Consider the following 20,546-nt stretch of genomic DNA (forward strand, 5'->3'; position numbering starts at 1 on the left):
GAGCAAGCCCGCTCCCACAGTTTGATCTGCGGTGTTCGATATTTCAGTTTGATCCCTGCAGTTGTTCTGGTATCTGATTGAGGCTTTCCCACTGGTAAAAGGATTTGCTCATGAGCTACCGCACGCTGGGTCATTCGGGTCTGCAGGTGTCCACCCTGACCCTGGGCACCATGATGTTCGGCGAACAGACCAGTGCCGAAGATTCCCTGCGAATCATCGACAAGGCCTGGGACCAGGGTATCAACTTCATCGACACCGCCGACGTCTACACCAATGGCCGTTCCGAGGAAATCGTCGGCGAGGCCATCGCCAGCCGCCGCCATGAATGGGTGCTGGCGACAAAGGTCGGCTTCGGTCCCGTGGACGGCGTGCCCAACCGCAGCGGCTTGAGCCGCAAGCACATTTTCAATGGCCTCGAGGCCAGCCTGACGCGCCTGGGCACCGACTACCTCGACATCTATTACCTGCACCGCGAAGACCACAATACGCCGCTGGAGGTCACGGTATCGGCCATTGGCGACTTGATTCGCCAAGGCAAAATCCGTTATTGGGGCTTGTCGAACTACCGTGGCTGGCGCATCGCTGAAGTCATTCGTGTGGCCGACAAACTTGGCGTTGACCGGCCGGTGATCAGCCAACCGCTGTACAACATCGTCAACCGCCAGGCTGAAACCGAGCAGATCACCGCGGCGCAAAATTACGGTCTGGGCGTTGTGCCCTACAGCCCGCTGGCGCGCGGGGTGCTCAGCGGCAAATACGCGCCGGATGTGAAACCCGACGCCAACAGCCGTGCCGGACGCCAGGACAAACGCATCCTGGAAACCGAATGGCGCGTCGAATCCCTGCGTATCGCCCAGCAAATCCAGCAATACACCCAGGAACGCGGCGTCGGCATCGTCGAGTTCGCGATTGCCTGGGTGCTGAACAACAGCGCCGTGACCTCGGCCATTGTCGGGCCGCGCACCGAAGCGCAGTGGGACGCCTACACTAAGGCGCAGGCGGTGAAGATCACGGCCGAGGACGAGGCGTTCATCGATTCGCTGGTGACATCGGGGCATGCGTCGACACCGGGGTTCAATGATGTGAGCCATTTTGTGTCGGGGCGCAAACCGCGCACTCCCTGAATCAACACAGAACCCATTGTAGGAGCGAGCCTGCTCGCGATAGCGGTACTACATTCAACAGAGATGTTGGATGACAGATCGCTATCGCGAGCAGGCTCACTCCTACAATTGGACTGAGTTGATTGATTGGTCAATATTCTTCCCGGAAACCCCGTATCCTCCGCCCCCCGTTTCACCTTCAACCTCGCGAGGACAGCTTGTCTAAAGGTATCGCTCTATCGGTTTCAGCCTCGGTGCTGTTTGCCGTCATGTATTACTACACGTCGCTGCTCACCCCCTTGAGCGGCGTGGAAATCTTCGGTTGGCGCATGCTGCTGACGGTGCCGTGCATGACCGTGTTCATGGTGGTGTCCGGGGAGTGGAAGCGCGTGCTGGAGATCGTTCGGCGCGCCATGGCCAATCCGAAACTGACAGGCGCGCTGATCGCCTCCTCTGCCCTGCTCGGCGTGCAATTGTGGCTGTTCATGTGGGCGCCGTTGAACGGCTACAGCCTCGACGTATCCCTCGGCTATTTCCTGCTGCCGCTGACCATGGTCTTGACCGGCCGCCTGGCCTACGGCGAACGCCTGTCTTACCTACAAAAAGTCGCCGTGGTGTTCGCCTGCCTGGGGGTGGTCAACGAGGTGTATCAGGTCGGTGGTTTTTCCTGGGCGACCTTGCTGGTCTGCGTCGGTTATCCGACCTACTTCGTCCTGCGCAAACGACTGGCGGCGGACAATCTCGGTGGTCTGTGGCTGGACATGGCATTGACGCTGCCGGTCGCCTTCTGGTTCGTCCAGAGTGGCGCGCAAGGTTTTGGTGTGTTTGAACAGCATCCATGGTTGTCGCTGTTGATCCCCATGCTCGGCGTGATCAGCGCGTCGGCACTGGTGGTCTACATCATTGCCAGCCGCCTGCTGCCGTTCAGCCTGTTCGGCTTGTTGAGCTACGTCGAACCGGTGTTGCTGCTGGGAGTGGCGTTGCTGCTGGGAGAAAGCATCAAGGCCGGCGAATGGCTGACCTACATCCCGATCTGGATGGCGGTGCTGGTGCTGGTGTTCGAAGGGTTCAAGCATCTGGTTCGGCAGCGCCGACCTTAAGCACACACAAAACAATTGTAGGAGCGAGCCTGCTCGCGATGGCGTCTTCAGCCACAACATAGATATTGGCTGACAGATAGCTATCGCGAGCAGGCTCGCTCCTACAGTTACTACATCTGCAAGGATTTAGTCGGTGGAAAGAACACCACGACGAACCTGGTCACGCTCGATGGATTCGAACAGCGCCTTGAAGTTGCCTTCGCCGAAACCGTCGTCGCCCTTGCGCTGGATGAACTCGAAGAACACCGGGCCCATCAGGGTTTCCGAGAAGATCTGCAGCAGCAGACGCTTGTCGCCCGACTCGGACGAACCGTCCAGCAAGATGCCCCGCGCCTGCAGTTCGCCCACCGGCTCGCCGTGGTTCGGCAAACGGCCTTCGAGCATTTCGTAGTAGGTTTCCGGTGGCGCGGTCATGAAGCGCATGCCGATGCTTTTCAGGTGGTCCCAGGTCTTGATCAGGTCTTCGGACAGGAACGCAACGTGCTGGATGCCCTCGCCGTTGAACTGCATCAGGAACTCTTCGATCTGCCCGGCGCCCTTGGACGACTCTTCGTTCAGCGGGATGCGGATCATGCCATCGGGTGCGGTCATGGCCTTGGAGGTCAGGCCGGTGTATTCGCCCTTGATGTCGAAGTAGCGGATTTCGCGGAAGTTGAACAGCTTCTCGTAGAAGTTGGCCCAGTAGGCCATGCGACCGCGATACACGTTGTGGGTCAGGTGATCGATGATCTTCAGGCCGGCACCGACCGGGTGGCGGTCCACGCCTTCGATAAACACGAAGTCGATGTCATAGATCGAGCTGCCTTCGCCGAAACGGTCGATCAGGTACAGCGGCGCACCGCCGATGCCCTTGATCGCCGGCAGGTTCAGTTCCATCGGGCCGGTTTCGATGTGGATCGGCTGGGCGCCGAGTTCCAGGGCACGCTTGTAGGCTTTTTGCGAATCCTTGACGCGAAACGCCATGCCGCACACCGACGGGCCATGCTCGGCCGCGAAGTACGAGGCCACGCTGTGGGGTTCGTTGTTGAGGATCAGGTTGATCGCGCCCTGGCGATACAGGTGCACGTCCTTGGAACGGTGGGTCGCCACCTTGGTGAAGCCCATGATCTCGAAGATCGGCTCCAGGGTGTTCGGGGTCGGCGATGCGAGCTCGATGAATTCAAAGCCCATCAGGCCCATTGGGTTTTCGTATAAATCTGCCATGGTCGGCGCCTCATCATTTTTTTATCAATTAACAAAGGTTAGTTGTAAGCAATGCTGAGACCGGTGGGTGGCGCACAGGAGATGCCCCGCACACTGCGGGCGAGAAAGTCACCGTAGATCAGTTGAAACCCGAATATCTTCATTGTCGACCCAAGGCTCTTGCGGGCGAGGCTTCTGCTGCCAGAAGACGATTATTATTGTATGCGTAACCCGATTCTACACAGCGTAAATCAGTTTGTCCGCCTTCTGTATCAAATCCCCTTTTTCCATGCCCGCGCAAGGGGTTTGTTGCAGAGGAAAATCCCCGCCAGTATCAGCCCGCCACCCAGGCACATGGCCAGCGTCAGCGGCTCATCCAGCAGCAGCGCGCCAAGGATCACCGCCGTTAACGGGTTCAAGGCAATGAACACCCCGGAACGGGTCGCGCCGATTTTGCGAATGCCGTCGTAATAGCCAATGTACGCCAGCGCCGATCCCAGCACGCCCAGGTACAAAAGGCTCATCCATTGCTGCGCACCGAGCTGGGCGATCGCGGCGACACTCACCTCACCGCGTACGATGCAGGTGATCCAGAGCATGACGGTGCCCAGCAGGATCGACCAGGTCACGGTTTGCACCGGTCCCAGGCTGTGGTTCAGCTCTTTGGAGCACAGCGAGTAGACACCCCAGCCGAGGACGCAGCCGAAAATCAGCAAGTCGCCGAGCCAGGCATCGGCACCGCCGGCCAGTAGTTGCGGGTCACGACTGACGATCACCATGCTCGCACCCGCCATGCAGATCGCAATGCCGACGACTTTGGCCCGGTTCAAACGCTCCTTGAACAGCAGCCAGGACGCCAGGCCGATCACCGCCGGATTCAGCGCCACGATCAAGGACGCCCGTGAAGCGTTGATGTAATGCAGTCCGTAAAAGAAGCACAGGTTGTAGAAAAAGATTCCGAAAAAGCCAAGCAAAAGCAATTGCAGCCATTGCCGGGGGCTGGGCCGGGCCAGCGGTGTCCGCGCCATGCGTATAAACAGCAGCAACGCCACGCTGGCCAGCAAAAACCGCAGGCTGGCTGCCAGTAACGGGCTGAGGCCGCCGGCCAGATAGCGCCCGGCAACGAAGGTGCCACCCCACACCATGGTGACCGCCGCCAGTTTCAGATAGACCGGCAGATCCGAGGGTTTTGACAGGCTTTGCTCGCAGATCGTCATGGATTCCAGGACCGGATAGTGGAGAGATGCCGTATCATTCGGTTAATACCCAGTCATCGTAAAATGAGCAAACACTCATGACCCTCACTCAACTGGAGATTTTCTCCCTGGTGGCCGAACTCCAAGGCTTCACGGCCGCGGCCAATCGCCTGGGTATTTCCCAGTCGGCGGTGTCCCATGCGTTGAAGTCCCTGGAACTGGAGCTGGGTGTCGAGTTGTTGCGCCGTCATCAATCCCGGGTCGAATTGAGCGACATTGGCCATCAGTTGTTGCTGCGCGCCCGGGCGATGCTCGGCCTGGCCAACACCCTGCGCCAGGAAGCGGCCGACGCGAGGGGCATGAAACGCGGCACGCTGCGCATCGGCTCCTTCGGCCCGACCTCATCGATCAAATTGCTACCGTTGATTCTGCAGCAGTACCGCGCTGCCCATCCCGGCATCGAGGTGCATATCGACGAAGGCCCTGACCGTCAGGTGCTCCAGTGGCTGGAGGAACGGCGGATCGACATCGGCTTTGTGGTGTTGCCCGAGGAGCGTTTCGACACGGTCTCGTTGATCGAAGACCAGATGGTCGCGCTGCTGCCCGCCGGCCACCCGCTGACGGCTCACGACAGCCTGAGCCTGAAAGACCTGTGCGACTTCCCGTTCGTACTGACCGAGGCCGGTTCTTCGGAGCTGGTTTCACGCCTTTTCACGGCGGCCCGACTGACGCCCAACATCCGTTATCGATGCTCGCAGTTGATCAGCACCCTGGATGTCGTCGCTCGTGGCGACGGGGTGACGGTGGTTGCCGAAGGTTCATTGCCCGATCAGATTGACCGTCGCTGGGTGAAAAAACCGCTGTCGCCGGCAGTGTTGCGCCAGGTCGGCCTGGCCGTGCTCGATCGACGCCAGGCATCACCCGCGACGCTGGCCTTTATCAAGTTGGCCGAAAGCCTTGACTTGCGTTAAGCGGCATAACCGCCAACGGCCAACTATCATGGCCCATACCCGAACTCTTCATGGAAGGCGTTTTTGCCCTGCCATCAATTGAGAGCCTTACTACTTCGTGACAGGACTCGCGAATGCCGCTGAAAGCCAAATCCCGCAGTCGCAGCAAAAGAATTGCGGTCACCCTGATCAGTGGATTGCTCCCGGTACTGCTGGGGGCCGCCATTCTTTACATGCAAGCAGGGCGTGCGCTCAAACAAGACACCAGACAAACCGCCGAAGAAGCGATTCGCCAGTTTGACCTGATGCTCGACAACACCGCCCAGGCCGCCCGTGAATTGCTGCCGTTGGCGGGTCAAAGTTGCGCTGACGCCAAACTGGCGCTGCGCGAGCAGGTCACTCGCCGCCCCTTCGTGCGATCAACCAATCTGGTGTGGGACAACAACCTCTATTGCAGCTCTCTGTTCGGCGACTACCAGGAGACGGTCAACCCCGGTGACTACACCCAGGGCGCCTTATGGCTCATGAGCGGCAATCCGGTAACGCCCAACACCGCCCTGCTGGTGTATCGCCTGAGCGAAGGAAAAAAAGGCGCGCTGACGACCCTCGATGGTTATCACTTGAGCAATATCCTGCGCCTGATCGGCCGCAAGACCTTGCTGTTGCTGCAAGTTGGCCCGGACTGGTTGTCCGCCGACGGCAAGTTTCATACCGGCACTGCGCCTGAGTTGCCCGTTGCGCAAAGTCGCTTGACCTCCGGGCACTATGCGTTTGCCGTGGAAGCCGGTTTCCCCAAAGGCGAAACCTGGCGATACATGAGCAGCGAATATCCGCCGCTGTTCAGCCTGCTGGTTTTCTTCGGCGTGATTGCCGGGGCAATCGGTCACTTCCTGCAAAAGCGCTCATCGTCACCCACCTATGAAATGCAGCGGGCGTTGGAAGCTTCTGAGTTCATTCCGTATTTCCAGCCCGTAGTGCATGGCGACAGCAAAAGCTGGTCCGGCGCTGAAGTGCTGATGCGCTGGCAACATCCGAAGGAAGGCCTGGTGCGTCCGGACCTGTTCATTCCGTTTGCCGAGCACTCCGGGCTGATCGTACCGATGACCCGCTCGCTGATGCGACAAACCGCCGCCCTGCTCGCACCGCAATCGGCCAGCTTCAACAAACCCTTTCACATAGGCATCAACATCACCGCCAGCCATTGCCAGGACCTGGAACTGGTCAAGGATTGCCGCGAGTTCCTCGATGCATTCGAGCCGGGGTCGATCCATCTGGTACTGGAACTGACCGAGCGTGAACTGATCGAGCCCACGGCCATTACCCTGCAACTGTTCGAGCAACTTCGCGAACTGGGCGTGAAAATCGCCATCGACGACTTCGGCACGGGCCACTCAAGCCTTGGCTACCTGCGGCAGTTCAATGTCGATTTTCTGAAAATCGACCAGAGTTTTGTCGCCATGATCGGCGTCGATACACTCACTAGCCACCTCCTCGACAGCATCATCGAACTGGCGGTCAAACTCGACCTTGCCCTGGTGGCCGAAGGTGTCGAAACCCGCGAGCAGAGTGATTACCTGAGCGTTCACCAGGTCAACTTCCTGCAAGGTTATCTGTTCGGCAAACCCATGCCAGGCGCGGAATTCATTAGTGCATTAAGCGACCATTAACTCGCAAATTTAATCGCCAAAACAAACGATTAGCCGCACCAAATTGAATCAAAACACTACTGACGTTACATGAAGAAAAAGACAGGATTTACTCTTGGCCAATTAACTACTACAATTTTTCATGCCTGCGCTAAATTGGCAGGTGAGCCACTATCACCGAGTCGCTTCAAGGCTCTTGGCTTATAGCTTTGTTTGCGGTTGGTATCAGCCAAACACACTATTGGAGTAAAGATATTGTCCAGACTCGCTGAATTTCGTGCAGCCGAAAAGGCCCTTCAAGAACAGCTCAAGCAGTTGGAATCCCTGAAGAACGATGCCGGGCTCAAGAAAGAAATCGAATTCGAAGAAAAGCTCCAGGGCTTGATGAAAACCTATGGCAAGAGCTTGCGCGACATCATCGCCATTCTCGACCCTAACCCGGCAAAATCCGGCCTGCAGCAGGCAGCGCCCAAAACCCGCCGCGCCCGTGTGGTCAAGGTTTATCAGAACCCGCACACCGGCGAGCTGATTGAAACCAAGGGCGGCAACCACCGCGGCCTGAAAGCCTGGAAAGAACAGTACGGTGCAGCCACCGTTGATTCCTGGCTGCGCGGCTAACTCTCGCGGCGACAAAAAAAGCCCTGCTTGTGCAGGGCTTTTTCATGGGCTATCTAAAACCCAAAGGCGGAAACCGCACAACTACCTGACTGCCACCAACTTTGTGCTTAATCCATTTGGATATCTAAAATTTTCTTCATGCATCGAAAAAGCACTGTCGCGTACTAAAGTTTCAAGCTGTTACGGGCAGCGTCTATTTCATCCTGGCTCGCCTTATAAGCCTCGGCCTGCCCTGCGTAGGAAAGAACATAGGCCTTATCGGCATCCACCGCGGCCACCAATGTTTGCGAAAGCACATGCCTGCCGTTTTGCGTGATGGTGCAGGTTGTTTCCAGCGCAGCCAATCGACTCAACGTAGTCGCATGAATTCGCGTGCAGACACTTTGATACCCTCCCTGAAAGAAGTCTTTTTGAACCGACTTGCGCATCTCCAGCAATACGCCTTCGAGGTTTACCTGATGATCGCTTTGCACCGGACTCATGGTCAGTTCCATCACCATGAGCGGCGATCCATCCTGATCATTTTTCACTGCCCGCTGGCGACTGACCCCCGACGCCGATTCAGGCACTTCTTCGACCTGCCAGCCTTGCGGCCAGGTCACTACTGGCGCATCGGCGCGAGCAACGCCAGCCAGCGAAAACACGCTCAGCAGGATGAACAGCAGGTTACGGAATCGAATCATTGCAATGGGCACTCAAGGATCAAGCCGTAAAGTCTGGGCCCAGGCCGGCTGTCAGGCAATAGCCGACTGTTTGGGTTTGGTGATGTCCGAAGCCTTGCGTATCATTGTCGTCATTCGTTAGCCCACATATTTCCCGGAGGGCCCATGAGCCTGCACGAATTGAACACCTTCCCCGGCGTCACCGCCCAACCGGACGCCGCCACGCAGAAATTTGTCTTCAACCACACCATGCTGCGGGTCAAGGACATCACCAGGTCCCTGGACTTCTACACACGCATCCTGGGTTTTACCCTGGTGGAAAAACGCGACTTTCCGGAAGCCGAGTTCAGCCTGTATTTCCTGGCGCTGGTGGACAAGAACCAGATCCCGGCCGACGCCGCCGCGCGCACCGAGTGGATGAAATCGATCCCCGGCATCCTGGAGCTGACCCACAATCACGGCACCGAGAGCGATGCTAATTTCGCCTACCACAATGGCAACACCGACCCCCGTGGTTTCGGCCACATCTGCATCTCGGTACCGGACATCGTCGCCGCCTGCGAGCGCTTTGAAGCACTGGGCTGCGATTTTCAGAAGCGCCTGAGCGATGGCCGCATGAAGAGCCTGGCGTTCATCAAGGATCCGGACGCCTACTGGGTCGAGATCATTCAACCTGCTCCACTGTAAACCCGCCACAAATCCCACATTTTTTGATGTACTTACAACACAAAACCCCATGATCACTCATGGGGTTTTGTGTTTTCAGCGCCGGCGGCCGATGCCCCTTGTAGGAGCGAGCTTGCTCGCGATAAACCTGAGAACGCCGCAAGGCACCTGCTAACCAGCGTTATCGTTGACGACCATCGCGAGCGAGCTCGCTCCTACAGGGTTTTGTGTTTTCAGCGCCTGACTTTATGCCGGGGCGGAAGTCCGGATCAAGTGATCGAAAGCGCTCAGCGAAGCCTTGGCGCCCTCACCCACTGCGATCACGATCTGCTTGTACGGCACGGTGGTCACGTCGCCGGCGGCGAACACCCCCGGCACCGAGGTTTCACCTCGAGCGTCGACGATGATCTCGCCACGGGGCGACAACTCGATGGTGCCTTTGAGCCAATCGGTGTTGGGCAACAGACCGATCTGCACAAAGATCCCTTCCAGTTCCACGTTGCATAATTCGTCGCTCTGACGATCCTTGTAGCGCAGGCCGTTGACCTTCTGGCCGTCGCCGGTGACCTCAGTGGTTTGCGCACTGGTGATCACGGTGACGTTCGGCAGGCTGTGCAACTTGCGCTGTAATACCGCATCGGCACGCAACTGCACATCGAACTCCAGCAGCGTGACATGGGACACGATACCGGCCAGGTCGATGGCCGCTTCGACGCCGGAGTTGCCGCCGCCAATCACCGCCACGCGCTTGCCCTTGAACAGCGGGCCGTCGCAGTGCGGACAGTACGCCACGCCCTTGTTGCGGTATTGCTGCTCGCCCGGCACGTTCATTTCACGCCACCGCGCACCGGTCGCCAAAATCACAGTCCTGGCTTTGAGCTTCGCGCCGCTGGCGAAGTGGACTTCGTGCAACTCACCTTCTTTGCCAGTTATCAATTTGTCAGCGCGCTGCAGATTCATGATATCCACATCGTACTGCTTGACGTGTTCTTCCAGGGCCACGGCCAGCTTCGGCCCTTCGGTTTCCTGCACCGAGATGAAGTTCTCGATGGCCATGGTGTCCAGCACCTGCCCACCAAAACGTTCGGCCGCGACACCGGTACGGATGCCTTTACGGGCCGCGTAGATGGCCGCCGAAGCACCGGCCGGGCCACCGCCGACCACCAGCACGTCAAAGGCATCCTTGGCGCTGATCTTCTCGGCCTGGCGTTCGATGCCGCTGGTGTCGATCCTGGCGAGAATTTCTTCCAGGCCCATGCGGCCCTGACCGAAGTTCACGCCATTGAGGTAGATGCTCGGCACCGCCATGATCTGGCGCTCATCGACTTCGACCTGGAACAGCGCGCCGTCGATGGCGACGTGGCGAATGTTCGGGTTCAGCACCGCCATCAGGTTCAGCGCCTGGACCACGTCCGGGCAGTTCTGGCACGACAGCGAGAAGTAAGTCTCGAAGCTGAACTCGCCTTTGAGCGAGCGGATTTGTTCGATCACTTCGGCACTGGCTTTGGACGGGTGACCGCCGACCTGCAGCAAGGCCAGCACCAAGGACGTGAATTCGTGGCCCATCGGGATGCCGGCGAAACGCAGGCTGATATCGGCGCCCGGGCGGTTGATCGAGAACGACGGTTTGCGTGCATCGTCGCCGTTATCGAGCAAGGTAATTTGGCTGGAAAGACTGGCAACGTCTTTCAGCAGTTCGAGCATTTCCTGGGATTTCGCACCGTCATCGAGGGAAGCAACGATCTCGATCGGCTGGGTGACCCGTTCCAGGTACGATTTCAACTGGGCTTTAAGATTGGTGTCCAACATACGGGCGATTTCCTTGAATTCTTGAGACAAAAAAACGCCCGAGCGAATCTCGCCCGAGCGTTTTTATTGGGCGGTGCAGCTTGCTTAGAAGGTGCGGAAGTCCGCCCTGATGAAGCGCGTCACAGACTTAGATCTTGCCGACCAGGTCCAGGGACGGAGCCAGAGTGGCCTCGCCTTCTTTCCACTTGGCAGGGCAAACCTGACCTGGGTGAGCAGCGACGTACTGGGCTGCCTTGATCTTGCGCAACAGTTCGGAAGCGTCACGGCCTACACCGCCGTCGTTCAGTTCAACGATCTTGATCTGGCCTTCCGGGTTGATCACGAAGGTGCCACGGTCAGCCAGACCGGCTTCTTCGATCAGCACGTCGAAGTTGCGGGAGATGGCGTGGGTCGGGTCGCCGATCATGGTGTACTGGATCTTGCCGATGGCTGGCGAAGTGTTGTGCCAGGCAGCGTGGGCAAAGTGGGTGTCGGTGGAAACGCTGTAGATCTCGACGCCCAGCTTCTGGAATGCGTCGTAGTTGTCAGCCAGGTCTTCCAGCTCGGTCGGGCAGACGAAGGTGAAGTCTGCCGGGTAGAAGAACACTACAGACCACTTGCCTTTCAGGTCCGCATCCGAGACTTTTACGAAGTCGCCATTTTTGAATGCGTCAGCTTTGAACGGTTTAACTTGGCTGTTGATGATAGGCATCGTTGACTCTCCGTCAGGGGTTAAGAAGTTGATGGAGAGAACTTTACCCACTCGACGAACGGAAGGCTCATTGGCAAACCTGATGCTGCTGATTGGCTTTCGCTATTAGCCAGCGGTATTAATAGAAGAAAACGGTATCTAGGGTGACACGGGCTTTTCCGTGATGCGCGCCATGCCGAGGAAAGGGCTGGCTTCGATGTAACGCATGGCTGACTTCATGTCCTTCCAGCCCACATAACTCATCAGCGACTTCAAATCCCAGCCACTTTGATGCGCCCAGGTGGCAAAGCCGCGGCGCAAGGAGTGACTGGTGTAAAGCTCGCCGGCAATACCTGCTCGCGCCAACGCCTGACGCAACAACGGGATCACGCTATTGGCGTGCAACCCCTCCTCGCCCAGATGCCCCCAGCGGTCGATGCCACGGAACACCGGCCCACGCACCAGTGCCGCCTCGGTAATCCAGTCAATATAAGCCTGCACCGGACACAAGCGTTGCAAGGCCGGCGTCTGATAGGTCTTGCCGAGGTTGTCGCGATCACTCTTGCTGCGCGGTAGATAGAGACTGATGCCGGAACCGGCGCTGGCCTGCACGTGTTCCACTTGAAGCCGGCACAACTCATCGCTACGAAAGCCGCGCCAGAAACCCAGCAGGATCAACGCCATGTCGCGCCTGGCCCGCAGCAAACCCGGTCGGTCGCCTTTGGCCCTGGCGGTTTGCACTTCTAGCTCCAGGCAACTGACCACCTGCTCCAGATGCTGAAGCTGCAAGGGTTCGGCTTGTTTTTCCTGGGCCGGGTGCAGCGCGCGGATGCCCTTGAACACTTTGCGCACCACCGGCGCCTTGGTCGGATCGGCAAAGCCCTGACTGTTGTGCCACTGCGCCAACGCAGACAAGCGCAACTTCAGGGTATTGATCGACAACACCCCGGCATGCGCCACCAGATAACGCGCCACGCTGTCGCCGGTGGCCGGCAGAAAACCGCCCCATGTCACCTCAAAGTGCTCGATGGCCGCGCGATAGCTGCGACGGGTGTTGTCGCGCGTTGCAGCTTGCAGGTAACGATCCAGCTCGGTCATGGGGTCAACTCTTGAATTCATACCGCTTTGACGGGTCAAAAAACGCGACATGGTGCATCACACGGGGTAATACCAGTATATCCCGTGTTAGTTACATTCAACATTTAACTTTATCGATTGAATGGTACAATGTGTATTTACGTGGTACGTACCACATCATCAAAACCCGGGAGATCTCATGGCACGCGGCGGTGTAAATAAAGCGGTGGTTCAAGCCGCTCGGTTGGCGATCCTCGCCCGCGGCGAAAACCCCAGCATCGATGCCGTACGCATCGAAATGGGCAATACCGGCTCGAAAACCACGATTCATCGCTACCTCAAGGAGCTCGATGACAGGGTCGAACCTGTCGAAGCGCCGACGGAACCAATCGACGACGAACTGATGGCTCTGGTGGCGCGGCTCGCGCAACGACTCAAGGAGCAGGCGCAAGAGCCCATCGACCAGGCCCGTACGCAGTACGAGGAACAACGCAAGGCGCTGGATAACCAGCTCAGCGAAGCGCAAGAGGCCAATAGCGAACTGCACCAGCAATACGAATTTCAAAGCCTGGCGCTGACTCAGGAATCCGAGGTTCTGCAAGAAACTCGCGCCATGCTGCAAACGGAGCAGACCCGCAACGCCGGACTCAACCAGGCGCTGGCCGATTTCGAATTGCGCTTGAAAGACAAGGACGAGCAGATCCGCTCCCTTGAAGAAAAACACCTGCACACCCGCGACGCGCTGGAGCACTACCGCAATGCGGTCAAGGAACAGCGCGAACAGGAAATGAGTCGCCATGAAGGCCAGGTGCAACAGCTACAGATGGAACTGCGTCAGGCACAACAAAGTGCGCTGGTACGCCAGGATGAAATCACCCAGTTGCACCGCGACAATGAACGCTTGCTGACTGAAAACCGCGGCACGTTGCGCGAGCTGAGCTTGCTGCAAGAACAGCTCAAGCAAAGCAATACTCGCCAGGATCAGTTGCTGGAACAGGCCACCCGCGTCGACGGCGAGCGCACCCTCCTCCAGGAACGCCTGCGCGTCGCCCTGCTGGAAAGCCAGGCACTCAAACAGAACGTCGATGAGCAGTCGCAGCTCAACAGGTCACTGGAAATGGATTTGGCCAAGACCCGGGCGGATCTGGAAGAACGCGTACGTCTGGCCGCGACCCTTGCGGCAGCGGCAGACGCAGCGAAGGACGCTTAACCGGCGACCGGCGTACGCATGGTGACGAACTCTTCGGCGGCCGTCGGGTGCACGCCGATGGTTTCGTCGAAGTCGCGCTTGGTGGCGCCGGCCTTCAAGGCAATCGCCAGGCCCTGGACGATTTCACCGGAGTCCGGGCCAACCATGTGACAACCCAGGACCTTGTCGGTCCCGGCCTCCACCACCAGCTTCATCAGCGTGCGCTCCTGGCATTCAGTCAGGGTCAGCTTCATCGGCCGGAAGCGGCTTTCGAAGATCTGCACCTCGTGGCCGGCTTCGCGAGCCTCTTCCTCGGTCAAACCGACGGTGCCGATGTTCGGCAGGCTGAACACCGCCGTCGGGATCATCTTGTAATCCACCGGACGATACTGCTCGGGCTTGAACAGGCGTCGCGCCACCGCCATGCCTTCAGCCAGGGCCACCGGAGTCAGCTGAACGCGGCCGATCACATCGCCCAGCGCCAGGATCGACGGCTCGGCGGTTTGGTACAGCTCGTCGACCTCGACAAAGCCTTTCCTGTCGAGTTTGACTTCGGTGTTTTCCAGCCCCAGATTATCCAGCATCGGACGACGCCCCGTGGCGTAGAACACGCAATCGGCTTCCAGTTGGCGACCATCCTTGAGCGTGACTTTCAGACTGCCATCGGCCTGCTTGTCGATGCGCTCGATGTCCGCGTTGAATTGCAGGTCCATGCCGCGCCTGGTCAACTCTTCCTGCAAATGCTTGCGCACGGAACCGTCGAAGCCGCGCAGGAACAGTTCACCGCGGTACAGCAGCGTGGTCTCGGCGCCCAGGCCGTGGAAGATCCCGGCGAACTCCACCGCAATGTAGCCACCACCCACCACCAGCACCCGCTTGGGCAGCTCTTTGAGGAAGAACGCCTGGTTGGAACTGATGGCATGCTCGTGCCCCGGAATCTCCGGAATCTGCGGCCAGCCGCCGGTGGCGATCAGGATATTTTTGGCGCTGAAGCGCTCGCCATTGATCTCGACCTGATGTGGATCGACGATCTTCGCGTGACCTTCATGCAAGGTCACGCCGCTGTTGACCAGCAGGTTACGATAAATGCCATTGAGGCGATTGATCTCGCGGTCCTTGTTGGCGATCAATGTCGGCCAGTCGAACTGCGCTTCATCCAGGCTCCAGCCAAAACCGGAAGCCTGCTCAAAGTCCTCGGCGAAGTGGGCACCGTAGACCAGCAATTTTTTCGGCACACAGCCGACGTTCACACAAGTCCCGCCCAGGTAACGGCTCTCGGCCACGGCGACTTTCGCACCAAACCCGGCAGCAAACCGCGCAGCCCGCACACCGCCGGAACCGGCACCAATCACATAAAGGTCAAAATCGTAGGCCATTTTCAATCTCCTCGGCAGGCCAACAGCATACCTGCGGACGGCCGCTGAGCAAGCATTGTGCTGAAATGCGCGGCCCAATCTTCGTTTTCGATCAATGCCCCTCTGCAGATTGCGTTTTCGATGTCCGCAGAGTGCGCCAAGCAATCAAAATCGCCATGAGTGCCAAGCTGAACGTCACCCACGAAACCAAACCGATTCCACCTTCGAATGCCCTTCCCGCCTGCGCCATCAATTCCCTTGCTTGATCACCCGACAAGTCTGCCGCCACATGATAGGCGCCAGACAGCGTCTCACTCGCCAGCATCATCTGCACTTCGCTCAGGAACCCCGGAAGCTGCAATGCACCGCGATAGTAGGCAGTGACGACACCGCCGAGCACTGTCGTCCCCAAAACTACACCTACTTCATAGGCCGTTTCGCTAATGGCAGACGCGGCGCCCGCCTTTGCCGGTGGTGCGGCTGACAAAATCACATCATTGGATACCGTCGCAATCGCGCCCACGCCAATGTTCAGCAAGGCAAAAGCCACCACTAGAACGGTCAGGCTACTGCCCATGCTGGCGACCAGCAAAAACGCCGCTCCTGCAAACGCCATCAAAATCGGTATCAGCACATGCACCTGTAATCGCTGTGCGACAGGCACGACCGCCATCCCCACTACAATCGCCATGACCTGACCAGGAATCAACGCGAGGCTAGCACTCAAGGGCGACATCTGAAGAACGATCTGCAGGAACTGAGTGGTAAAGAATACGAAGCCGACGAGAAACGCGAGACTCATCAAATTGATCGCGACAGAGCCGCTAAAGGTGCCACTGCGGAACAGAGTCAGGTCCATCAGCGGTACTGGCAGACGTAACTGTCGACGCACAAACATCCAGCCCGCAACTGCGCCTACTGCAAATGCCGTCAGCGCCGTCCAGTCGATACCATTACTGGCGCTGTGCTTAATGCCATAAACAAGGGCACCAAGGGCTACCATCGATTGCAGGATGCTTATGGGATCCAACGGTCCTGAAGCATCTCGCTCGGATTCGGGCAACAACAGAGGCCCCAACACTAGCAGTGGCACCAATACGGGCACCGCCAACAGGAAAATCGACCCCCAACTGAAGAGTTCCAGCAACACCCCACCCACCAAAGGACCGAGTGCCGAGCCAACCGTCAACGTCGTTGCCCAGATCGCGACAGCTAGTCTGCGTTCTTCTCGGTCCTCGAACACCGAACGTATCAACGCCAACGTTGAGGGCATCAGCATTGCACCGAAAACGCCCATACAAGCTCGCCCGGCAATCAGTTGCGCGGAGGTATCGGAATACGCCGTCAGCACCGAGATAATGGCAAAACCCAAAGACCCGACCAGCAACAACTTACGATGCCCGACCCGATCTCCCAGACTACCCATCGACACCAGCAACCCCGCCAATACCAGCGAATAAGCATCGATCATCCACAACTGCTGACTAGCACTCGGACGCAGGGCCTCAGCAATCTTTGGTAACGCGAATCCAAGCACCGTATTGTCAATTGTTACCAGCAATACGGGGAGCATCAGTACGCTTAAGCCTAACCAACGCCTTGATTTGCGTTGGGTCTCGCCCACAGTTAACGCCATCTACGAAATTCCTTTTACTCATAAAAACCAAGGCAGCTTCCTTGCCCCCGCGAGTCGATCTCTATACACATTCGGGTAAAGATTTGGCCAGTAAAGCAACGAGCCTGCCGATCATCACATTTAATACAAACGTTACTAAAAAGCCGCAAACTCATTTCCCCACTGTAGCCAGACAATCAGGAATTTCTCTCGAAAACTCCGGAAATGGATGTCAGGCAATACTTACTTTTCGCTAATTTGAGTGGATTCAGCCCGCACAAAAGCAAACGCCCCGAACGAAGTCGGGGCGTTTGTTTGATCCCTCACCTGTGTTTTTTACACAGAGCGAAGTTCGATTTCCAACACGAGCAACTCAGGCTATCAGTAAGCCTTGCCCGTCTTGTAGAAGTTCTCGAAGCAGAAGTTGGTCGCGTCGATGTAGCCTTCGGCGCCACCGCAGTCGAAACGCTTGCCCTTGAACTTGTAGGCAATTACGCAACCATCCTGCGCCTGTTTCATCAGGGCGTCAGTGATCTGGATCTCGCCACCTTTGCCTGGCTCGGTTTGTTCGATCAGGCTGAAGATGTCCGGCGTCATGATGTAGCGACCGATGATCGCCAGGTTCGACGGGGCATCTTCCGGCTTTGGCTTCTCGACCATGTTGCGCACACGGTACAGATCGTCACCGATCAGGTCGCCTGCAATCACGCCGTACTTGCTGGTTTCTTGCGGGTCTACTTCCATGATCGCGACGATGGTGCAGCGATACTGCTTGTACAGCTTGACCATCTGCTTCAGTACGCCATCACCTTCCAGGTTGACGCACAGGTCGTCCGCCAGTACCACGGCGAACGGTTCGTCGCCGATCAGCGGACGACCGGTCAGGATCGCATGACCCAAACCTTTCATTTCAGTCTGGCGAGTGTAAGAGAACGAGCACTCATCCAACAGGCGGCGGATGCCGACCAGGTATTTCTCCTTGTCGGTGCCCTTGATCTGGTTTTCCAGCTCGTAGCTGATGTCGAAGTGGTCTTCCAGGGCGCGTTTGCCGCGACCGGTGACGATGGAGATTTCGTTCAAGCCGGCATCCAGTGCTTCTTCGACGCCGTACTGGATCAGTGGCTTGTTCACCACCGGCAGCATTTCTTTGGGCATGGCTTTAGTCGCTGGCAGGAAGCGAGTACCGTAACCGGCTGCTGGGAACAAGCATTTCTTGATCATAAAAGTCCTTGAAAGGGCTGTGTGTACGAGTTTCGGCGCAGTCTAATCAGGCGGCGTGCACCTTACAATGCCCCGCGCTGGCTAACCGATGTCAACATAGAGAAATATTCTTGCCGATAGTTCCCTGCGGGTGTGCGCAGGTCTCTGCACAGCCTCTTATGCATAGCAGAGACTTGCGCAAATGCACGGCTTTCTACCGCCCTGAATGAAGCACCATACGCCCATCGGCACCCGTTGAGTGCGTTTGGCGGTATCATGGCGCGATTGAACCAGACAACGAGGCAAATAGATGTCGGAAGCAAAAAGCGTCAACGGATTCCTGATCAATAAGGGGAAAGACGGTCAATGGTGGGTGGCCAGCGTCGCTGGTGAAAATATCGCCGGACCTTTCCCTTCCGAAGCCCTGGCTATCGAGGTGGCTTCGGTGCTGGAACTTGAGCATCCGGAACCCAAGCGACGCGGCAAGGACAAGAGCTGATCGGCGTACGAGGCGAAAAGCCCTGCCACTGCGCAGGGCTTTTTTATGGTTCTTCACGGATTACCGGGAAAGACGCTCTTGATCTTCATGAAAAAGAATTCGCTGTCCCGGTAACCGTACGCCATCCGCTTGATGACCTTGATTCGATTGTTGATGCCTTCCAACTGGCCCGTATGCATCGGCCAGCGAACCCGGCTGACGATGCCCCGCCAGTAACCCTTCAGTCGTTTGGCAAACTGGATCAGAGGCGGTATTTCGCTTTCATGCGCATGGCGCAGCCATTGCTGCCAGGCTGATCGCCAGCCCCAGGCGGTGCTCGGTGTCCAAAGCGTTTTGAGTTCAGCCTTCATCAAATAGACCGTCATTAACGCTTGGTTGGCCGCCAGCAGATCCTCCAAACGCACCTGTTGCTCCGGCGTTTTCAGGTTCTGCGGGTTGCGCAGCAACAGCCATCGCGCTTGCTTGATGACCTTTCGGGCAGGCTTGTCATGACGTAGCCGATTAGCTTCATCGACGCGGACTCGATCAATCACCTCTCGGCCATATTTGGCCACCACATGGAAGAGGTCGTAGACCACGCGCGCTTTTGGGCAGTGCTGACGAACCTCCAGGTCAAAAGCGGTGTTCATGTCCATCGCCACCGCTTCGATGCGAGCGCAACCCTCTGGGCCCAGCTCTTCGAAGAATGGCCTGATCGCCGCACGGCTGCGACCTTCGCCAATCCACAGCACTCGCCGGGTATCGGCGTCCAGCACGACGCTGGCGTAACGATGACCTTTGAACAGCGCGAATTCGTCCATTACCAGGCGCCGTGGCTGCGCCTTTGGCAAAACACTCAGCGCCGCTTGCAAGGCTCGACGCTCCAGCAACCGCACACTGTCCCAATGCAGCCCGAACAGTTGAGCCACGTGTTTTGTGGGCAGGCGCTCGCAGGTTTGAATGACGGCCTCGGCCAGGCGGCGTGTCATGCGGGCATAGCGATCCAGCCAACTGACCGCTTCCATGCGTTTGCCACAGTCGCGACACCCGACACGTCGGAGCAACACGCTGAGGCGCACTGCTCGGCCGAGAATGGGCAAATCACGAATGACTCGCTGGCAGTACTCATGCGTGGTTGAACACGGTTGTTGGCAGCCGCCACAGGAAGGAAACCGGGTGGCGTGAGGCATCAGGTCGATCTGTAGCGTATCGCCATCGGGCTTGATCGTAACGACAGAAAAGCCCTCCCAAAAGGGAAGGAAAGTATTAATATCACGCATAAGAACGCCGGTTTGTTAGATGTGTTTGCTCGCACGAACATCATCAATCAAATCGGCGTTCTTGTTTCTGTGTTTCCCGGGATTCCGTGAAGAACCTTTTTTATGAATGCATGCAATGAGTGACCCTTGGCTTATAACCTTTTGCCTGCGACGCTGTCTCAGCCTTAGCCCACCCCTTTGACGACGACCACGCCATGAAAAAATGCTTGCCCCTGATCGCGATACTGGCCCTGAGCGGCTGCGCAACGTCGAAAGAAACCTACCTGGGCAACGGACAGCAAGGCCTATCGATTGACTGCTCCGGGGAAGCCAACTCCTGGGCGGCGTGCTACGAAAAGGCCGATGCATCCTGCGCGGGCACCGGCTACAAGATTGTCGGGACCGATGGCACGCCCGCGCTCAAGGAGAGCGAGAAGACCCTCGGCGCCGATGTCGGCAACTACAAGAGCCGCAATGTCGTGGTGATCTGCAAGTAAGGCGCTGCGCCCTACATGTGGATTTCGGCGAATTTGATTCCGAGCCCGCGCACGGTATCGATCAGATCGTCAAGGCGGCTGAAGGATTCGACTTCATCATTGTCATCCACCAGGAAATAGCTGCGCCCGGCGCTTTTCTTGAAAAACACGATCCATTCCCCCAGCTCCGCCGGATTCTGAATCACATGGGTGGCAGAGATCAAACCCTCTGCATGGCGCTCCCGGACCTGCTCTCGCTTCATGTTCGACTCCAGAAATAACGATGCCGCCTAAG

General features: G+C 57.7%; 20 protein-coding genes. 9 read left to right on the top strand and 11 right to left on the bottom strand.

Features of this window, described 5'->3' with window-relative positions; all coding sequences use genetic code 11:
* The first annotated feature begins 110 nt into the window (after positions 1–110).
* Together AC3IX1_RS15040 and rarD are read left to right on the top strand one after the other, a co-directional pair.
* Positions 111–1,124, top strand: coding sequence for an aldo/keto reductase (locus AC3IX1_RS15040; RefSeq protein ID WP_489384755.1), 1,014 nt, complete (start codon positions 111–113; stop codon positions 1,122–1,124).
* A 197-nt stretch (positions 1,125–1,321) separates the two neighbouring features.
* Entirely contained in the window at positions 1,322–2,203 is an 882-nt protein-coding gene (gene rarD / locus AC3IX1_RS15045) for an EamA family transporter RarD (RefSeq protein WP_489384756.1), read from the top strand.
* A gap of 126 nt (positions 2,204–2,329) precedes the next feature.
* Here the strand turns inward: rarD and hppD are convergent, their stop codons facing one another.
* Both hppD and AC3IX1_RS15055 read right to left on the bottom strand, forming a co-directional pair.
* Entirely contained in the window at positions 2,330–3,406 is a 1,077-nt protein-coding gene (gene hppD, locus AC3IX1_RS15050) for a 4-hydroxyphenylpyruvate dioxygenase (protein ID WP_458369872.1), read from the bottom strand.
* 251 nt (positions 3,407–3,657) lie between these two features.
* Positions 3,658–4,602: a DMT family transporter gene (locus tag AC3IX1_RS15055; RefSeq protein ID WP_489384757.1), complete on the bottom strand. Its 945-nt coding sequence runs from the start codon at positions 4,600–4,602 to the stop codon at positions 3,658–3,660.
* 77 nt (positions 4,603–4,679) lie between these two features.
* Between AC3IX1_RS15055 and AC3IX1_RS15060 the strand changes: the two genes are divergently transcribed.
* From AC3IX1_RS15060 to AC3IX1_RS15070, 3 genes are all read left to right on the top strand, one after another.
* A complete protein-coding gene (locus tag AC3IX1_RS15060) occupies positions 4,680–5,552 on the top strand; it encodes a LysR family transcriptional regulator (RefSeq protein WP_489384758.1) in 873 nt (290 codons plus the stop codon).
* Between the two features lie 113 nt (positions 5,553–5,665).
* Entirely contained in the window at positions 5,666–7,198 is a 1,533-nt protein-coding gene (locus tag AC3IX1_RS15065) for an EAL domain-containing protein (RefSeq protein WP_489384759.1), read from the top strand.
* A 234-nt stretch (positions 7,199–7,432) separates the two neighbouring features.
* Positions 7,433–7,795 (top strand): histone-like nucleoid-structuring protein, MvaT/MvaU family, encoded by a 363-nt coding sequence (locus AC3IX1_RS15070; RefSeq protein ID WP_008065377.1) that lies wholly within the window; start codon positions 7,433–7,435, stop codon positions 7,793–7,795.
* Between the two features lie 164 nt (positions 7,796–7,959).
* Here AC3IX1_RS15070 and AC3IX1_RS15075 read toward each other — a convergent pair whose 3' ends face one another.
* Complete coding sequence (locus tag AC3IX1_RS15075; RefSeq protein ID WP_489388750.1) at positions 7,960–8,478, bottom strand: DUF4946 domain-containing protein; 519 nt, start codon at positions 8,476–8,478, stop codon at positions 7,960–7,962.
* 144 nt (positions 8,479–8,622) lie between these two features.
* Here AC3IX1_RS15075 and gloA point away from each other — a divergent pair, with 144 nt between their 5' ends.
* On the top strand, positions 8,623–9,144 hold the full coding sequence (gloA, locus tag AC3IX1_RS15080; RefSeq protein ID WP_489384760.1) for a lactoylglutathione lyase: 522 nt from the start codon (positions 8,623–8,625) through the stop codon (positions 9,142–9,144).
* A 225-nt stretch (positions 9,145–9,369) separates the two neighbouring features.
* Here gloA and ahpF read toward each other — a convergent pair whose 3' ends face one another.
* The 3 genes from ahpF to AC3IX1_RS15095 form a co-directional block, all read right to left on the bottom strand.
* The gene (gene ahpF / locus AC3IX1_RS15085; RefSeq protein WP_489384761.1) at positions 9,370–10,932 is read right to left on the bottom strand and encodes an alkyl hydroperoxide reductase subunit F; all 1,563 of its coding nucleotides are present in this window, start codon (positions 10,930–10,932) and stop codon (positions 9,370–9,372) included.
* A gap of 127 nt (positions 10,933–11,059) precedes the next feature.
* Positions 11,060–11,623, bottom strand: coding sequence for an alkyl hydroperoxide reductase subunit C (gene ahpC, locus AC3IX1_RS15090; protein ID WP_007975937.1), 564 nt, complete (start codon positions 11,621–11,623; stop codon positions 11,060–11,062).
* A 138-nt stretch (positions 11,624–11,761) separates the two neighbouring features.
* Entirely contained in the window at positions 11,762–12,700 is a 939-nt protein-coding gene (locus tag AC3IX1_RS15095; RefSeq protein WP_489384762.1) for a site-specific integrase, read from the bottom strand.
* A gap of 178 nt (positions 12,701–12,878) precedes the next feature.
* On the opposite strand from AC3IX1_RS15095, the gene AC3IX1_RS15100 reads away from it, so the two are divergent.
* Positions 12,879–13,889: a DNA-binding protein gene (locus tag AC3IX1_RS15100; RefSeq protein ID WP_489384763.1), complete on the top strand. Its 1,011-nt coding sequence runs from the start codon at positions 12,879–12,881 to the stop codon at positions 13,887–13,889.
* Here the strand turns inward: AC3IX1_RS15100 and gorA are convergent.
* The 3 genes from gorA to galU all read right to left on the bottom strand — a co-directional run bounded on the left by gorA (position 13,886) and on the right by galU (position 18,059).
* Positions 13,886–15,244: a glutathione-disulfide reductase gene (gene gorA / locus AC3IX1_RS15105; RefSeq protein WP_489384764.1), complete on the bottom strand. Its 1,359-nt coding sequence runs from the start codon at positions 15,242–15,244 to the stop codon at positions 13,886–13,888. The two genes, AC3IX1_RS15100 and gorA, sit on opposite strands and share 4 nt — an antisense overlap.
* A gap of 91 nt (positions 15,245–15,335) precedes the next feature.
* Positions 15,336–16,859, bottom strand: coding sequence for an MFS transporter (locus AC3IX1_RS15110; RefSeq protein ID WP_489384765.1), 1,524 nt, complete (start codon positions 16,857–16,859; stop codon positions 15,336–15,338).
* Positions 16,860–17,219: 360 nt separating this feature from the next.
* Positions 17,220–18,059, bottom strand: coding sequence for a UTP--glucose-1-phosphate uridylyltransferase GalU (gene galU, locus AC3IX1_RS15115; RefSeq protein ID WP_007975949.1), 840 nt, complete (start codon positions 18,057–18,059; stop codon positions 17,220–17,222).
* Positions 18,060–18,348: 289 nt separating this feature from the next.
* Between galU and AC3IX1_RS15120 the strand changes: the two genes are divergently transcribed.
* Complete coding sequence (locus AC3IX1_RS15120; RefSeq protein ID WP_489384766.1) at positions 18,349–18,537, top strand: hypothetical protein; 189 nt, start codon at positions 18,349–18,351, stop codon at positions 18,535–18,537.
* A 53-nt stretch (positions 18,538–18,590) separates the two neighbouring features.
* Here the strand turns inward: AC3IX1_RS15120 and AC3IX1_RS15125 are convergent, their stop codons facing one another.
* Positions 18,591–19,796, bottom strand: coding sequence for an ISL3 family transposase (locus AC3IX1_RS15125; RefSeq protein ID WP_489384767.1), 1,206 nt, complete (start codon positions 19,794–19,796; stop codon positions 18,591–18,593).
* 194 nt (positions 19,797–19,990) lie between these two features.
* Between AC3IX1_RS15125 and AC3IX1_RS15130 the strand changes: the two genes are divergently transcribed.
* Positions 19,991–20,272, top strand: coding sequence for a hypothetical protein (locus AC3IX1_RS15130; protein WP_489384768.1), 282 nt, complete (start codon positions 19,991–19,993; stop codon positions 20,270–20,272).
* Positions 20,273–20,283: 11 nt separating this feature from the next.
* On the opposite strand, the gene AC3IX1_RS15135 is transcribed toward AC3IX1_RS15130, so the two are convergent.
* Entirely contained in the window at positions 20,284–20,514 is a 231-nt protein-coding gene (locus AC3IX1_RS15135) for a hypothetical protein (RefSeq protein WP_008053025.1), read from the bottom strand.
* Between the last annotated feature and the right edge of the window lie 32 nt (positions 20,515–20,546).

The sequence above is a fragment of the Pseudomonas sp. KH_046_2 genome, from assembly GCF_057838985.1.

Bases quoted from the DNA above. Each gene is read 5' to 3' on its own strand.
- AC3IX1_RS15040 (WP_489384755.1), top strand. From the start codon at position 111: ATGAGCTACCGCACGCTGGGTCATTCGGGTCTGCAGGTGTCCACCCTG.
- hppD (WP_458369872.1), bottom strand. From the start codon at position 3,406: ATGGCAGATTTATACGAAAACCCAATGGGCCTGATGGGCTTTGAATTC.
- AC3IX1_RS15055 (WP_489384757.1), bottom strand. From the start codon at position 4,602: ATGACGATCTGCGAGCAAAGCCTGTCAAAACCCTCGGATCTGCCGGTC.
- AC3IX1_RS15060 (WP_489384758.1), top strand. From the start codon at position 4,680: ATGACCCTCACTCAACTGGAGATTTTCTCCCTGGTGGCCGAACTCCAA.
- AC3IX1_RS15065 (WP_489384759.1), top strand. From the start codon at position 5,666: ATGCCGCTGAAAGCCAAATCCCGCAGTCGCAGCAAAAGAATTGCGGTC.
- AC3IX1_RS15075 (WP_489388750.1), bottom strand. From the start codon at position 8,478: ATGATTCGATTCCGTAACCTGCTGTTCATCCTGCTGAGCGTGTTTTCG.
- gloA (WP_489384760.1), top strand. From the start codon at position 8,623: ATGAGCCTGCACGAATTGAACACCTTCCCCGGCGTCACCGCCCAACCG.
- ahpF (WP_489384761.1), bottom strand. From the start codon at position 10,932: ATGTTGGACACCAATCTTAAAGCCCAGTTGAAATCGTACCTGGAACGG.
- ahpC (WP_007975937.1), bottom strand. From the start codon at position 11,623: ATGCCTATCATCAACAGCCAAGTTAAACCGTTCAAAGCTGACGCATTC.
- AC3IX1_RS15095 (WP_489384762.1), bottom strand. From the start codon at position 12,700: ATGACCGAGCTGGATCGTTACCTGCAAGCTGCAACGCGCGACAACACC.
- AC3IX1_RS15100 (WP_489384763.1), top strand. From the start codon at position 12,879: ATGGCACGCGGCGGTGTAAATAAAGCGGTGGTTCAAGCCGCTCGGTTG.
- gorA (WP_489384764.1), bottom strand. From the start codon at position 15,244: ATGGCCTACGATTTTGACCTTTATGTGATTGGTGCCGGTTCCGGCGGT.
- AC3IX1_RS15110 (WP_489384765.1), bottom strand. From the start codon at position 16,859: ATGGCGTTAACTGTGGGCGAGACCCAACGCAAATCAAGGCGTTGGTTA.
- galU (WP_007975949.1), bottom strand. From the start codon at position 18,059: ATGATCAAGAAATGCTTGTTCCCAGCAGCCGGTTACGGTACTCGCTTC.
- AC3IX1_RS15120 (WP_489384766.1), top strand. From the start codon at position 18,349: ATGTCGGAAGCAAAAAGCGTCAACGGATTCCTGATCAATAAGGGGAAA.
- AC3IX1_RS15125 (WP_489384767.1), bottom strand. From the start codon at position 19,796: ATGCGTGATATTAATACTTTCCTTCCCTTTTGGGAGGGCTTTTCTGTC.
- AC3IX1_RS15130 (WP_489384768.1), top strand. From the start codon at position 19,991: ATGAAAAAATGCTTGCCCCTGATCGCGATACTGGCCCTGAGCGGCTGC.
- AC3IX1_RS15135 (WP_008053025.1), bottom strand. From the start codon at position 20,514: ATGAAGCGAGAGCAGGTCCGGGAGCGCCATGCAGAGGGTTTGATCTCT.